The organism is Streptomyces yokosukanensis (assembly GCF_001514035.1).
Classification (GTDB): domain Bacteria; phylum Actinomycetota; class Actinomycetes; order Streptomycetales; family Streptomycetaceae; genus Streptomyces; species Streptomyces yokosukanensis.
The window spans coordinates 61,523-75,934 of the sequence record NZ_KQ948227.1; the positions used below are offsets into that span (position 1 = coordinate 61,523).

Sequence of the window (14,412 nt, forward strand, 5' to 3'; positions counted from 1 at the left end):
GATCCGTGAGCGGGGGGCGATCCGTGAGCGGGAAGTGGTCCGTGCGCGGGACGCGGGCCGTGTGCGGGACGCGCGCGTGGCGGAGCAGGACACGGGCCCGGAGGCGTCCGCCCCCGGCGGCAGCCTCGACGTGGACGTGGACGTGGACGTCGATGTGGACGCGGACGCGCACAGCGGCCGGCGCGCCCGCCCGTCGCGCCGCACGCCCCGACAGCCCGGCCCCAGCGACGAGACACCGCCACGGCACAGGACCGGCGCCGACACCGGGGGAGACGCCGACGCGGACATCGACCCCGCGGAGGCCTGGGACGACGGTCTGATCGCCCGGCGCGTCACGGAGGCCGCAGCCGCCGCGCTCGCCGCGGAACGCGAGACCGACAACCGGGGCCAGGGCAGCAACCCCCCACCCCCACTGGCGTACGACGGCCCACTGCGCTCCCGGCTCGACGCCCTGCGCGAACTCGTCGGCCTCTCCCGCGCCCGGCTGGACACCGTCACCCTCGCCGAGGCGGGCCGTGTCCTGGAGGAGGCGGCCGCCCGCCGCAAACTCTCCGGCCGGCACACCGTCATCGCCATCGCGGGCGCCACGGGCAGCGGCAAGTCGCAGCTGTTCAACGCGCTCGCCGGGGTGGCCATCTCGGAGACCGGCGTACGCCGTCCGACCACGGCCGCCCCCATCGCGTGCAGCTGGAGCGACGGCGCGGCCGGCCTCATCGACCGGCTGGGCATCCCGGGCCGGCTGCGCCGCCGCCCCGCGCACAACCCGGACAACGAGGCGGAGCTGCGCGGGCTCGTCCTGGTCGACCTGCCCGACCACGACTCCGCCGCCCTGCAGCACCGTGAACAGGTCGACCGGATCCTGAAGCTGGTCGACGCGGTGATCTGGGTGGTCGACCCGGAGAAGTACGCCGACGCCGTGCTGCACGAACGCTATCTGCGGCCCATGGCCGGCCACGCGGAGATCATGTTCGTCGTCCTCAACCAGGTCGACCGGCTGCCCGGCGAGGCCGCCGACCAGGTCCTGGACGACCTGCGCCGACTGCTGGACGAGGACGGCATCGCAGTCGGCGAGCACGGCGACCCGGGTGCCAACGTGCTCGCGCTGTCCGCGCTCACCGGGGAGGGCGTCGGTGAACTGCGCGAGGCGCTCGGCCAGTTCGTGGCGGAGCGCGGCGCGGCGGCCCGCCGGGTCGCGGCCGACGTGGACGCCGCGGCGTCCGACCTGCGGCCCGTCTACGCCGCCGAACGGCGGGCCGGCCTCAGCGAGGAGGCGCGCGAGGAGTTCGCGGGACGGCTCGCGGACGCGGTGGGCGCCACCGCGGCCGGCGATGCCGCCGAGCGGGCCTGGCTGCGCAACGCGGGCCGCGCCTGCGGCACGCCCTGGCTGCGGCTGTGGCGCTGGTACCAGGGGCGCGGCGACGCCACGACGGGCCGCCACGCGGTGCGTCCCCAGGCCGAAGAGGAGATCACGGCACGCCAGCGCGTGGAACAGGCGGTCCGTACGGTGGCCGACCGGGCCTCGGCCGGGCTGCCCGGGCCGTGGGCGCAGGCGGTGCGCGAGGCGGCCGTACGCGGTTCCCAGGGGCTGTCGGAGGCGCTGGACGAACTGGCGGCGCGGGCCGGACTGCCGCCGGGACGGCCGCCCCGGCCGGGCTGGTGGCCGGTGGCGGTGCTGGTCCAGGCGGCCATGACCCTGCTGCAGATCGTGGGCGGCCTGTGGCTGGCCGGCCAGATCGCCGGCGTCGTGGGCCCCAACCTCGGTGTCCCGGTGCTGCTGATGGTGTGCGGGATCATCGGCGGGCCGCTGGTGGAGTGGAGCTGCCGGATGGCGGCCAGAGGCCCGGCCCGGCGCTACGGCCAGGAGGCGGAACGGCGCCTGCGGGAGGCTGCGGCCGGCTGCGGCCGGGCCCGGGTGCTCGACCCGGTGGCGGCGGAACTCCTGCGCTACCGGGAGGTGCGCGGCCAGTACAGCCGGGTCGTGCGGACCGGGTCGGGGGTGGGCGTGAGCTGAGAGCCGGAGGGCGGCTGCGCGGGGTGTGAGTCGGGGGCTGCTGCGGTTCGTCGGGGGTGTGAGGGCTTGGGGCCGCTGCGGTCGCTGAGGGCGGGGCCGCAGTGGTCACGGGGGGTGTGAGCTGGGCGGGGTGCTGCGGCTCATCAGGGGTGAGGGCGGTGGTGGGGGGACGGGGGTCACTCGTGCGGGTGACGGGGATTTCCACAGGTGGGCGGCCGTCCACAGCGCTCAGCGGGCTCGGCCCGGCGGAGGCAGTCTGAGGTCGCGGTGATCGCACGGCGGGTCCGGCCGGGGGACGGCGGACGGCATGCGCGATCACCGGGACGTGCCGGTACGTACGGCGGTCGTACGTGCCGGCACGACAGACGCAGCCGTACGGGACGGGCCCGTACGCGTGTCCGTCCGGCCGTCGCGCGCCGGGCGGGGGAGGGGAGCGAGGACATGAACGAGACGACCGTCTGTGTGGTGGGCAACGTGGCGACCGCGCCGGTGTACCGAGAGCTGGCGGCGGGCCCGTCGGCCCGGTTCCGGCTGGCGGTGACCGCGCGTTACTGGGACCGGGAGAAGAGCGCCTGGACGGACGGACACACCAACTTCTTCACGGTGTGGGCGGGCCGCCAGCTCGCGGTGAACGTGGCGGCGTGCGTGGAGGTGGGCCAGCCGCTCGTCGTCCAGGGCCGGCTGAAGGTGCGCACGGAGGTCCGCGACGGACAGCAGCAGTGGGCCTCCGCCGACATCGACGCCGTGGCGATCGGCCATGACCTCGCGCGGGGCACGGCCGCATTCCAGCGCAGGGCCAAACCGGAGGCCGCTCTCACGGCGAGCCGGCCGGAGCCGAGTTGGGAGACTCCGCGTCCCGCGGACACGGCGGGCGAAGAAGTGCCCCAACAGGCCCTGGAGCCAGCCGTAGTGACATGACATCAGCGACCGACGGACGCGCCGCGACCGGCCGGTCGGGCGCGACGCGGTTGCCGAACACCCCGTACGAAGGGGTGGATTTGTCGATATGCCCAGCTCATGGACGGTCCCGGGGATAACGATTGCGGATCGGATCGCCCATCGGATCATCCGACCGGCAGGAGAGGCTTCGCCTGATCCATAAGATGCCGGGCGTGCCCCCTTGGGGCCGCCGATTCTGCTGGTGGGACCGTCCCCCCATGTCCAACGGGTCCTGCTCGAAGGGGAATTCTGTGCTTGCTGCGTTCTCTGGGTTCCGCCGCTCCGCCGGAGCGGCCCGCCTGGCCGCCGCCGCGACGGTGTCCGGTCTCGTGGCGGCCGGTGCGCTGTCCGGTGCCGGTACGGCCGCGGCCGACGAGGCACCGCAGACCCAGGGCGGGGCGACGGCCACGATCAACGGCTTGAAGACCTACGGCGAGGCCGTGATCCATGAGGACGGCGGCGACCAGCGGGTGGAGGCGGGCCTGTTCGAGATGTCCGTCGACGGCGGCGGCACCCTGCAGACGTACTGCGTCGACCTCCACAACCCCACCCAGCGCGACGCCCGTTACCAGGAGACGCCCTGGACCGGCACCTCGCTGGGCGCCAACCAGGACGCCGGCAGGATCCGCTGGATCCTGCAGAACTCCTACCCTCAGGTCAACGACCTCGCCGCGCTGGCCCGCAGGGCCGGCGCCGGCACGCTCACCGAGCAGGACGCGGCGGCCGGCACCCAGGTGGCCATCTGGCGCTACTCCGACCATGTGAAGGTCGACGCCGTCGACCCGCAGGCCGAGAAGCTCGCCGACTATCTGCAGAAGAGCGCCGGCGGCCTCGGTGAACCGCGGGCCTCGCTCACCCTGGACCCGCCGGCGGTCTCCGGCCGGCCGGGTGGGTTGCTGGGACCGGTGACCGTGCACACCAACGCGGCCGGTGTCACCGTGACTCCGCCCGCGGACGCGTCCACCAGCGGGGTGCGCATCACCGACAAGAACGGCAAGGCGATCACCTCCGCCAAGGACGGCAGCCGGCTGTACTTCGACATCCCCGAGGACACGGCCACGAGCCCGGCCCACGCGTTCGGCGGCGGGGGAAGCACGGCGCAGCTGACCGTGCAGGCGTCGACCACCGTGCCCGTCGGCCGTGCCTTCGCCTCCGACAGCCGCAGCCAGACCCAGATCCTGGCCGGCTCCAGTGAATCCACGGTCTCCGCGACCGCGACCGCCACCTGGGCGGCCGAGGGCGCCATACCGGCGGTCTCGGCCCGGAGGAACTGCGCGAAGAGCGGCGTGGACATCATCGCGGCCAACCAGGGCGACCAGCCCTTCACCTTCGAGCTGATGGGCGCCGAGCACACCATCCCCGCGGGCGCCGTCCGCACGGTGACCATCCCGCTCCAGGAGGACCAGGCCTACGACTTCACGATCACCGGGCCGCACGGCTTCAGCCAGCGCTTCACCGGCGTACTCGACTGCAAGACGCAGGGCGCGATCACGACACAGACGGCCCGGATCCACAACGAGCCCAGCCCCGCGACGGTCGGCGGCAGCACGGCCCCCGACACCGACCTCGCCGCGACGGGCGGCTCCGCGATCACCCCGCTGATCGCCGGCGTGGCCATCGGCTTCGTGGTGATCGGCGGCGCGGTCCTGGTACTCCTGCGCAAACGCGAACAGCCCGAGGGCTGACCTCGCCCGCTGTCACATGTCTTCGTCCCCGCCACCGGGCCCGTCCCGGTGCGCGCCGGGAAAGATCAGCCCCGCCGAACCACTGATCATCGCCACAGCCCCCAGACCGACCGCCGCACGCCCGAGGGCCTTGGCACCATGCCAGTCGTGCGGTGCCCCGAAGACCACCCAGGCACCCAGTGCGATGCCCGCGATCATGACCGCCAGTCCGCCCACGCGACGTAAGTCGAGATGCATGGGCCCATGATCGGCCGTCGCCGATCACCGCTCAACCGTCACCAGGGCTTTCCAGCCGTAGCGCGCCGGCTCCGAGCCGCTGAGGGATTCGGCGTCCAGGACCGGGCGACTTCCTCCGCGGCGGTGCCGTGCCCGGTGCGCGGCCGGTGCCGAGCGCGCGGTCCGATACTCGGCACCCGCTCCAGAGGGAAGCCCCAGGGCGGTGGCCTGGGGCTTGGTGCTGTCGTCGGCGGGGTGGGCCGGCGGCGAGCGCCGGGGTGGCTACCAGGAGAGGGCGTCCTTCGCGTTGTCCTGCCAGTAGGTGACGATGGCAGTGCTGTTGAAGAAGACACCGTCCTGCGGCAGCTTCAGGGTCGTCTCCTTGTCGGTCGCGTTGCCCTTCCTGTCGGTGAAGATCACACCCAGGGTCTTCTCCTTGGCTCCGCCTTCGCCGTCGGGGGTGGACGTCGTGATGCCCGCGTACGCGGACTGGCCGTGCTCGAGGGTCACCACGGCCTGCGGCGTGGTCTCCTCAGCCCACGCCAGGGGGGCCTGGGCGTCGGCGCCGGCCCTCAGGTAGGGGGCGATGTAGGCGTTGCAGGGCTTGGAGCCGGTGTTGGTGGCCTTGAGCAGCAGGTGGTTGATCGGGCGGGACACCTCGGTGACGGTCAGCTTGGTGTTCGCGGCCGTGCAGGTGACGACCGAGGGGGCCTTCTTGGTGGCGGCGGAGGCGGTCTGCTCGGTGGCCTGGAAACCGACGAGCGCGAGGGCGGCGGCGACGACCATGGAGGAGGCGGTCGCGCGGGAGACGGAACGAGTGGCGATACGCATGAGTGTGCTGCTTTCTCTGAACATCCGGAAGGTGATCTTCTGGTTGCGGGCTGTGCCGGTCGGTCTTGTCTTGGCCGTGCCGCGTGCGGTGTACGTGGGCGCGCCGGAGGCGCGGCCGTGGACGCGGAGTTGAGCGAGGACGATCGCCATGTCCGGCGAGGCGCCGTGCTTGGACGACCCGAGCCTGTGCCATGCGGCGTCCCAACCGCCATTCCCTTCAGGGGTTTCGGGATGCTGGAACGCTCACACCGGCTCTGAACTGCACAAACGCGGCCTTCGTGGGATGCCGGATGGAATGGGGGACTGCGGGGGCGCCCTGAGGAGGCAGGAGTTGAGCCCTCGTCCGCACGGACGATCCGTCGCACGGCTCGGGGACACGGCTCAGGGACACAGGGACACCGACGTGCGATGTGTGCGGCTCCGTGTCCGAGGCGGCAGGCCCTACTCTGATCCCCGTGAGGCAGGCAGGCGCTGGGAGGGATGATCGGCGATGACGCCGCTGAGCACCGGGGACCCGGAGTCCATAGGCGGGTACACCCTTCTCGGCCGGCTCGGGGCGGGCGGCATGGGAGTCGTCTATCTGGGAGTCTCCGCCTCGGGACGGCAGGTCGCGGTCAAGCTCGTGCGCGGGCCGTACGCCCAGGAAGAGGAGTTCCGGACGCGCTTCCGGCAGGAGATCGCGGCGGCGCGCAAAGTGAGCGGCGCCTTCACCGCACCTGTCGTGGACGCCGACCCGGACGCCGACCTGCCGTGGATGGCGACGCTCTACGTGCCGGGGCTCAACCTCGCCGAAGTCGTGGAGAAGGACGGCCCGCTGAGCCGGCGGGAACTGCGCGCGCTGGGGCTGGGGCTCACCGAGGCGCTGCGCGACATCCACCGGGCGGGCCTGGTGCACCGGGACCTCAAACCGCGCAACGTCCTGATGACCGAGGACGGGCCGCGCGTCATCGACTTCGGCATATCGCGCGCCTCCGACAACCAGAGCCTCACCGCGACCGGGCGGATGATCGGCACCCCGCCCTTCATGTCGCCGGAGCAACTGGAGGCTCCCCGGGACGTCACCCCGGCCTCGGACGTGTTCTCGCTGGGGTCACTGCTGGTGTTCGCGGCCGTCGGCACGGGACCGTTCGACGCCGGCAGCCCGTACATAACCGGCTATCAGGTGGTGCACGGGGCACCGGACCTCGGCGGGGTGCCCGAAGGGCTCCTGGGCATCGTCGAGCGCTGCCTGGACAAGGACCCGGCCGCACGGCCGGAGCTGACGGACATATACCGCATGCTCCAGGCCCTGCCGGAGTCCGACGCCACCGAGTCCCCGATGACCGGGCGGTCCGCGAAACCCCAGCACCGCCCCACTTCTCGGAGCGCGGCCACCACCTCCGCGGGTGCCACGACCGGCACCGGCACCGGCACCGGAACCGGCGAGCGCCGCCGGGCACGGATGCTGTTCACCGGCCTCGGCGCGGCGCTGGCCGTCACGGCGCTGTGTGTCGGGGTGGCCGTCTTCGCGTCCGATACGGACACCACCACCGCCTCCAGGACCGCCGCCGCCTCCGACGCCGCCACCCGTGCCGCGTCACTGCCCGACGGCTGGCGGCCGTGGCGCACGGAGCTGCGGTACGACGTGAAGGGGGTCCCTCTCGACTACGACACCCCCGGATGCGTGGCGCAGGCAAGCGCCCTGTTCTGCGGCGGTACGGGCTTCACGGTCGCCAGGATCGACGCGGCCTCCGGCCGCACCCTGTGGCGGACCGGCACCCGCCCCCAGGGGACGCAGCCGATCGGCGTTCGCGACGGGCTGGTCTATGGGTACGAGGATCCGGACGACCGGACCAGGCGCGTGGTGGCCCTCGACGCCACGACCGGGCACCGGCGGTGGCAACGCGACATCAGCAAGTCCGAGGACGCGGTCCTGTACGACGGCGGGCTGCTGACCCTGTCTCCCGACGGCGCGTCGTTCGTGGCCTACGGGCCTTCCGGCAAGGAACTGTGGCGGGCGCCCTCGCTGGACGAGTACTGCACTCCGTCGGCGCTGGGAGGCGTCCCCTATGCCCTGTGCTCGAAGGGCACCGAGCCCGGCCGGGCCCCGGTCGAGCTGATGCGGCTCGGCCCCGGCAGCCCGACCGGAACCGCCCGACTGCCCCAGAAGGCGGAAGCGCTCGGCGCTGTCGGCGGGCAGCCCCTGTTCCTCGCCCCCCAGACCGCGAAGGACGTGTACGAAGCCGGGTACGAACGGCCGTACAACGCGCTGCTGCGGGTGGCCTCGGAAACCGGGCAGGTCAGACGGATACCGCTGGCGCATCCGCTGACCGGCGCGGCCACCCTCGTGGACGGCGTCGTCTACTTCGTCCGGTCCGACGGGTCGGTCACCGCGGTGTCGGCGGACAGCGGCAAGCAGCTGTGGCAGAAGGTGACGGACGTGGAGAGTCTGTCCGCGCCCGCGGTGTCGGCGACGTACAAGCGGGTCTACTTCGCCAACCGCTTCGGCCGCCTGCTGGCACTGGACAGTCGCACCGGAGCGCAGGTGTGGCGCAGCTCCGCACTGGACGACCCGGGGGACAAGACGCAGGACTATCCGCCGCGAGTGCTGCTCGTCGGGGACGCGATCGTGGCGACGGCCGGCGACACGGCCTTCTCCCGGAGCCCGCACGGACCCACCTGACCGTCCGCGGCAGCGACGCCAACCAAGAAACCCCAGGTCACAGCCCTCGCACCAAACGGGTTAACACCCAAGCCTGGCGTTCAGGCAAGATGGGGTGTATCTGCCCACTGCCAGATTTCAAGCTGCCGGACGGTTTCTCTTGGCTGAGTTCATTTACACCATGCGCAAGACGCGCAAGGCGCACGGCGACAAGGTGATCCTCGATGATGTCACCCTGAACTTCCTGCCGGGAGCGAAGATCGGCGTCGTCGGTCCGAACGGTGCCGGTAAGTCGACCGTGCTGAAGATCATGGCGGGTATCGAGCAGCCGTCGAACGGCGACGCGTACCTGTCCCCGGGCTACAGCGTCGGCATCCTGCTGCAGGAGCCCCCGCTGGACGAGGAGAAGACCGTCCTGGAGAACGTCCAGGACGGTGTCGCCGAGATCAAGGGCAAGCTCGACCGGTTCAACGAGATCGCCGAGCAGATGGCGACCGACTACTCCGACGCGCTGCTCGAGGAGATGGGCAAGCTCCAGGAGGAGCTGGACCACGCCAACGCCTGGGACCTCGACGCCCAGCTGGAGCAGGCCATGGACGCGCTGGGCTGCCCGCCCGGCGACTGGCCCGTCACCAACCTCTCCGGTGGTGAGAAGCGCCGCGTCGCGCTCTGCAAGCTCCTGCTGGAGCAGCCCGACCTGCTGCTCCTCGACGAGCCCACCAACCACCTCGACGCCGAGTCGGTGAACTGGCTGGAGCAGCACCTCGCCAAGTACCCGGGCACCGTCGTGGCCATCACCCACGACCGGTACTTCCTGGACAACGTGGCCGAGTGGATCCTGGAGCTCGACCGCGGCCGCGCCTACCCGTACGAGGGCAACTACTCCACGTACCTGGAGACCAAGGCCACCCGTCTCAAGGTCGAGGGCCAGAAGGACGCCAAGCGGCAGAAGCGGCTCAAGGAAGAGCTGGAGTGGGTCCGCTCCAACGCCAAGGGGCGGCAGGCCAAGTCCAAGGCCCGTCTCGCGCGGTACGAGGAGATGGCCGCCGAGGCCGACAAGATGCGGAAGCTGGACTTCGAGGAGATCCAGATCCCGCCGGGCCCGCGGCTCGGCAACATCGTCGTCGAGGTCGACAAGCTCAACAAGGCCTTCGGCGAGAAGGTCCTCGTCGACGGGCTGAGCTTCACGCTGCCCCGCAACGGCATCGTGGGCGTCATCGGTCCGAACGGCGCGGGCAAGACCACGCTGTTCAAGATGATCCAGGGCCTGGAGACGCCGGACTCCGGCGACATCAAGGTCGGCGAGACGGTCAAGATCTCCTACGTCGACCAGTCCCGTGCCAACCTCGACCCCAAGAAGACGCTGTGGGAGGTCGTCTCCGACGGGCTCGACTACATCAACGTCGGCCAGGTCGAGATGCCGAGCCGGGCGTACGTGTCGGCCTTCGGCTTCAAGGGCCCGGACCAGCAGAAGCCGACCGGTGTCCTGTCCGGCGGTGAGCGCAACCGCCTCAACCTGGCGCTGACCCTGAAGCAGGGCGGCAACCTGCTGCTCCTCGACGAGCCCACCAACGACCTCGACGTGGAGACCCTCAGCAGCCTGGAGAACGCGCTGCTCGACTTCCCCGGTTGCGCCGTGGTCGTCTCCCACGACCGCTGGTTCCTGGACCGCGTCGCCACGCACATCCTCGCCTACGAGGGCGAGTCGCGCTGGTTCTGGTTCGAGGGCAACTTCGAGTCGTACGAGAAGAACAAGGTCGAGCGGCTCGGTGCCGACGCCGCGCGCCCGCACCGCGCCACCTACAAGAAGCTGACCCGGGGCTGATCGGTCTTGCGCCACATCTACCGCTGCCCGTTGCGTTGGTCGGACATGGACGCGTACGGACATGTCAACAACGCGATCTTCCTCCGCTATCTGGAGGAGGCGCGCATCGACTTCACCTCCCTGCGGGGCGCGGAGTCCAAGGAGGGCTCCGTGGTGGCGCGCCATGAGATCGACTACCGGCGTCAGCTCGTCCACCGGCCCACGCCCGTGGACATCGAGCTGTGGATCACGGAGGTCAGGGCCGCGTCCTTCACCGTCTCCTACGAGGTGAAGGACGCGGACACGATCTACGTGCAGGCCCGGACCGTGGTCGTCCCCTTCGACTTCGAGGCGCAGCGGCCACGCCGGATCACCGACGCGGAGCGGGAGTTCCTCGAGCAGTACAGGGACGACGCCGTCGACGAGGAGGCCGTCGCCGCATGACGGTGCTGCACCTGGCCGACGAGACGGAGGCGGCCGACCTCGCCGCCTTCCTCTCCCGGCTGCTCCACTACGACCGTGGAGCCGCGGTGCGCCTGCAGGCGGCCGGCACGGCGCTCGCCGTGTTCGGCCGCCCGCCGTCCTTCGAGGTCCTCGCCGTGCGCGCGGTACGGCTGGCCAAGCCGTACGAGGACGGGCTCGCCGTCACCCTCGACGTGACCGTCTCCGCCGGTCAGTTCCTGGAGTCCGTGGACGAGCGCGCGGCCACCGCCGACGTGCCGGCCGCGGTCACGGGTCCGCCGTGGGCCGGTGTGCTGCCGCCGCGCGGCGGCTGGCAGACCGAGCCGGGGCTGCCCGCCCCGGACGCGCTGCGGGCGACCGTGGCCGCTGCGGTCACCGAGTTCCGGTCGCGTACGGAGGAACTGGGTCCTCAGGGCCGTACCCGCGCCGAGCTGGACCGGATCGGGCGGGACATCTGGTCCCGGGAGATCGGCCGGACCGGGCTTCCGGTGCGGGCCGTGCACGCGGCCCAGTCCCTGGGCTTCCTGCGGCCGGGCGGCGATCCCGCCGACACCGTGCTGTTCTCCTCGGGGGCGTGGCTCAGACTGCGCACCCCGTACGGCTCCGTCGTCGTACGGCGGTCCGGGCTGGGGTCGCTCGGCGTCAGCGTGCGCTGACCGGCCCCGGCCCGCGGGTCTCGTGCGCCCCGCGGCGATGCGGTCCGGCTCCCTTCATCCGGCCCGGCGTTCAGCCGCCCCACGACGACGCGCGACCGGAATGCGGTGTCCAGCGGCGCGAGTTCGCGCTCACTCCGGGGTGTTCACCATCGACGCGGCCGCGTACGTCAGGTAGTTCCACAGCGTCGTCTCGTGCTCCTCGGACAGGCCGAGTGCGTCGACGGCCACCCGCATGTGCCTCAGCCAGGCGTCGTGCGCCGCGCGGTCCACGGTGAACGGGGCGTGCCGCATGCGCAGCCGGGGGTGGCCGCGGTTGTCGCTGTAGGTGGTGGGGCCGCCCCAGTACTGCATCAGGAACAGGACCAGCCGCTCCTCGGCCGGGCCCAGGTCCTCCTCCGGGTACATCGGCCTGAGGATCGGGTCCTCGGCGACCCCCTCGTAGAAACGGTGGACGAGCCGGCGGAAGGTCTCCTCCCCGCCGACCTGCTCGTAGAAGGTCTGCTCCTGAAGCGTGCCGCGCCGAATCTCATTCACGCTCCCTATGGTCTCAGACTGGCTGACCGAGGTCTCGAGCCTTAGGACCCACGGGACCGCCCGGCCCTACCGTGGACCCATGGGTATGGGTATGGGTGCGGGTATGGGTGCCTACGACACCGGGACCGAGGCCCTGGCCGCCGTCGCGCGGGCCGCGCTGGTGCGGGAGATCGACGCCGACGGGACCTTCGCCGACGACCCGGTGTGGCGGGAGGCGTTCGCGGCCGTGCCCCGGCATCTGTTCGTGCCGTACTACTACGTCGCCGGGCGGCGCGGCCCCGAGCGCCGCTGGGGCGAGAGCCCCGGCCGGGAGGCCCGCGAACGCTGGCTGCGCGGCGCCTACGCGGACGTGCCGCTCGCCACCCGGCTGCGCGACGGCGAGCTGCTCTCCTCCAGCAGCCAGCCCTCCCTGATGGCGCGGATGCTGGTCGCGCTGCGCGTCGCGGACGGCGACCGGGTCCTTGAGGTGGGCGCCGGCACCGGCTACAACGCGGCCCTGCTCGCCCACCGGCTCGGCGACGACGACCTCGTCACCACCGTCGATCTGGAACCGGAGATCACCGAGTCGGCCCGCCGGCATCTGGACGCGGCCGGATGCCACCCGGCCGTCGTCACCGGCGACGGCGCGCGCGGAGTGCTCGAACGCGCCCCCTTCGACCGGATCATCGCCACCTGTGAGCTGTCCACGGTCCCGCGCGCCTGGCTCGCCCAGTGCCGTCCCGGCGCCCGGATCCTGGCCCCGCTGGCCACCGGCCTGCTCACGCTCACGGTCCGGGACGCGGCCCACGCCGAGGGTGTCTTCCTGCCCACGGCCGCCTACTTCGTGCCGCTGCGCGGTGAGGGCAGGGCGGAGCCGAAGGGGGTGTCGCTCGCCGGGCTGCCGGGCCGGGCCCGCGAGCAGGACGGCTTCCGCTTCCTGCTCGCGCTGACCCGGGGCACCCTCGACCCGCGGGCCGCCTACGCGCTGTGGGAGCGCGAGGGCGGGCCGGAACGCGAGCGCTACGGCGTCACGGTCGACGGCGAACACACCTGGGCCTGGCTGGACGAGCCGGCGGGGCCGTACGCCTGGCCCCTGCCGTGATCGCCTCCCGGGTGCCGCGCAGGCCCGGCGGACGGTCCGTCAGGCCCGGCGGACGGTGATCGTCGTCCAGGCGCCCACGTGCACCCGGTCGCCGTCCTGCAGCGGAACCGGCACGAACGGCTGGATCGGTTCCTCGGACATGTTGACCGTGGTGCCGTTCGTCGAGTTCTGGTCGACGACCGCCCAGCTGCCGTCGGGCTGCTGCACCAGCACCGCGTGCTGATGCGAGACGCCCGGGTCCTCCGGCGGCACCGACAGGTCGATGTCGGGGGTGTCGCCGGTGGAGTGCCGGCGGCGGCCGATGGTGAGCTGGTTGCCGCTGAGCGTGCGCTGCTGCTCCGGCGAGTACGCGGGCAGGTTCAGCCCCGCGGCCTCGGGTCCCGAGCGCTGCATCATCGCCATGAAGTAGTCGCGGTCCGGGCCGATGGTCGCCGTCCAGGTGACCCGCTGCTGCGGGAAGCCGGGGCCGGGCGGGGGCGGGGCCTGGGTGGCGCCGGGCTGCGGGTAGCCGTAGCCGCCGGGAGCGCCGTTCGGGCCGCCGCCGAAGCCACCGGAGGGGCCGGAGGGGCCGGCGGAGGACGGCGGGGAGAGCATCCAGTCGTCGTCACCGCCGCCGAAGGAGGGGCCGCCGGGCGGACCGCCGACCGGGGGCCGGCCGGCCTCGCCCGGGAACGCGGGCGGAGCCGGCTGCGCGTAGGCCTGCGGGGCGCCGCCGGGACCGGTACCGGTCCCGGCGTGCGGGGTCGGGCCGGGCGGCGGCGGGACCGGACGCGAGGGGTCGGCGCCGTAGCCGGCGGGGCCGGGCGCGCCGGGGCCGGACGGCTCGCGGCCGAAGGGCGGGGGACCGGCGGGACCACCGGGAACCTGGCCCTGGCCAGGACCTTGACCGGGCCCCTGGCCGGGACCGGCACCGAAGCCGGAAGGACCGGCCGGACCGCCGCCGAAGCCGGAAGGGCCAGGCGGAACGGACGGACCACCGGGGCCGCCCGGGGCGGCGGGCCCCGGTCCCTGGCCCGGGCCGCCACCGAACGCGGGCGGGCCGGACGGGCCGCCCGGACCGGACGGGCCGGGGGAGGTCGGCGGGCCGGAGGGGCCGCCGAACGGCGTCGGGCCCGACGGCTCGCTGCCGAAGGACGGGATCGGCTCGGCGGGCCGGTTCATCTGCGAGGGCCGCGAGCCCTGGTACTCGTACCCGTCACCGCCGCCGTAGGTCGCGCTCGGCGGCTGGAACCGCGGCTGCGGCGCACGCGGCGCGGCCGGGGTGTACGAAGTGGCCGTGTTGGTCAGGAAGTTCCACCGGCACTCCTCGCAGAAGGGCGCGCCGCCCTCGCGGGGCGTACGGCACTGCGGGCACAGCTCCGGCTCCGGGACCGGGGCGCCCGGCGGGCGGCCGCCGGCCGGACCGCCCTGCGGGGGCGGGAAGCCGTAGCCACCCGCGGGCGGGGGCGGCGGCGGGGGCGGAGGTACGGCACCGGCCATGCGGTGACCGCAGACCTCGCACCAGTCGTCGGAACCCGACTGGTGTCCGTTCGGGCAGGTCGGCATGTCGGGG

Annotated in this window: 12 protein-coding genes; 8 read left to right on the forward strand and 4 right to left on the reverse strand. The window is 73.0% G+C overall.

Annotated elements, in window-relative coordinates; genetic code table 11:
• Positions 1-286 precede the first annotated feature (286 nt).
• The 3 genes from AQI95_RS37610 to AQI95_RS37620 all read left to right on the forward strand — a co-directional run bounded on the left by AQI95_RS37610 (position 287) and on the right by AQI95_RS37620 (position 4,635).
• Entirely contained in the window at positions 287-2,011 is a 1,725-nt protein-coding gene (locus AQI95_RS37610) for a YfjP family GTPase (protein WP_425264954.1), read from the forward strand.
• Between the two features lie 441 nt (positions 2,012-2,452).
• Positions 2,453-2,929 (forward strand): single-stranded DNA-binding protein, encoded by a 477-nt coding sequence (locus tag AQI95_RS37615; protein WP_067134853.1) that lies wholly within the window; start codon positions 2,453-2,455, stop codon positions 2,927-2,929.
• Positions 2,930-3,201: 272 nt separating this feature from the next.
• A complete protein-coding gene (locus AQI95_RS37620; RefSeq protein ID WP_244188970.1) occupies positions 3,202-4,635 on the forward strand; it encodes a Cys-Gln thioester bond-forming surface protein in 1,434 nt (477 codons plus the stop codon).
• A 12-nt stretch (positions 4,636-4,647) separates the two neighbouring features.
• Here AQI95_RS37620 and AQI95_RS37625 read toward each other — a convergent pair whose 3' ends face one another.
• Together AQI95_RS37625 and AQI95_RS37630 are read right to left on the reverse strand one after the other, a co-directional pair.
• On the reverse strand, positions 4,648-4,872 hold the full coding sequence (locus AQI95_RS37625; protein WP_244188971.1) for a hypothetical protein: 225 nt from the start codon (positions 4,870-4,872) through the stop codon (positions 4,648-4,650).
• A gap of 261 nt (positions 4,873-5,133) precedes the next feature.
• Complete coding sequence (locus AQI95_RS37630; RefSeq protein WP_244188972.1) at positions 5,134-5,832, reverse strand: DUF4232 domain-containing protein; 699 nt, start codon at positions 5,830-5,832, stop codon at positions 5,134-5,136.
• Positions 5,833-6,172: 340 nt separating this feature from the next.
• Here AQI95_RS37630 and AQI95_RS37635 point away from each other — a divergent pair, with 340 nt between their 5' ends.
• From AQI95_RS37635 to AQI95_RS37650, 4 genes are all read left to right on the forward strand, one after another.
• Positions 6,173-8,344, forward strand: coding sequence for a protein kinase domain-containing protein (locus AQI95_RS37635; RefSeq protein ID WP_067134856.1), 2,172 nt, complete (start codon positions 6,173-6,175; stop codon positions 8,342-8,344).
• Positions 8,345-8,483: 139 nt separating this feature from the next.
• Positions 8,484-10,148: an energy-dependent translational throttle protein EttA gene (gene ettA, locus AQI95_RS37640; RefSeq protein ID WP_067134858.1), complete on the forward strand. Its 1,665-nt coding sequence runs from the start codon at positions 8,484-8,486 to the stop codon at positions 10,146-10,148.
• 6 nt (positions 10,149-10,154) lie between these two features.
• Entirely contained in the window at positions 10,155-10,571 is a 417-nt protein-coding gene (locus tag AQI95_RS37645) for an acyl-CoA thioesterase (RefSeq protein ID WP_067134860.1), read from the forward strand.
• Complete coding sequence (locus tag AQI95_RS37650; protein ID WP_067134863.1) at positions 10,568-11,245, forward strand: DUF8185 domain-containing protein; 678 nt, start codon at positions 10,568-10,570, stop codon at positions 11,243-11,245. Before AQI95_RS37645 ends, AQI95_RS37650 begins: the two co-directional genes overlap by 4 nt.
• Positions 11,246-11,374: 129 nt before the next feature.
• Here AQI95_RS37650 and AQI95_RS37655 read toward each other — a convergent pair whose 3' ends face one another.
• A complete protein-coding gene (locus AQI95_RS37655; RefSeq protein ID WP_107121866.1) occupies positions 11,375-11,788 on the reverse strand; it encodes a globin in 414 nt (137 codons plus the stop codon).
• Between the two features lie 94 nt (positions 11,789-11,882).
• On the opposite strand from AQI95_RS37655, the gene AQI95_RS37660 reads away from it, so the two are divergent.
• Positions 11,883-12,860 carry a methyltransferase domain-containing protein gene (locus tag AQI95_RS37660; protein WP_067134867.1) on the forward strand — a complete coding sequence of 326 codons (978 nt, stop codon included), beginning with the start codon at positions 11,883-11,885 and terminating at the stop codon, positions 12,858-12,860.
• Between the two features lie 39 nt (positions 12,861-12,899).
• On the opposite strand, the gene AQI95_RS37665 is transcribed toward AQI95_RS37660, so the two are convergent.
• Entirely contained in the window at positions 12,900-14,405 is a 1,506-nt protein-coding gene (locus tag AQI95_RS37665) for an FHA domain-containing protein (protein WP_067134869.1), read from the reverse strand.
• Positions 14,406-14,412 lie beyond the last annotated feature (7 nt).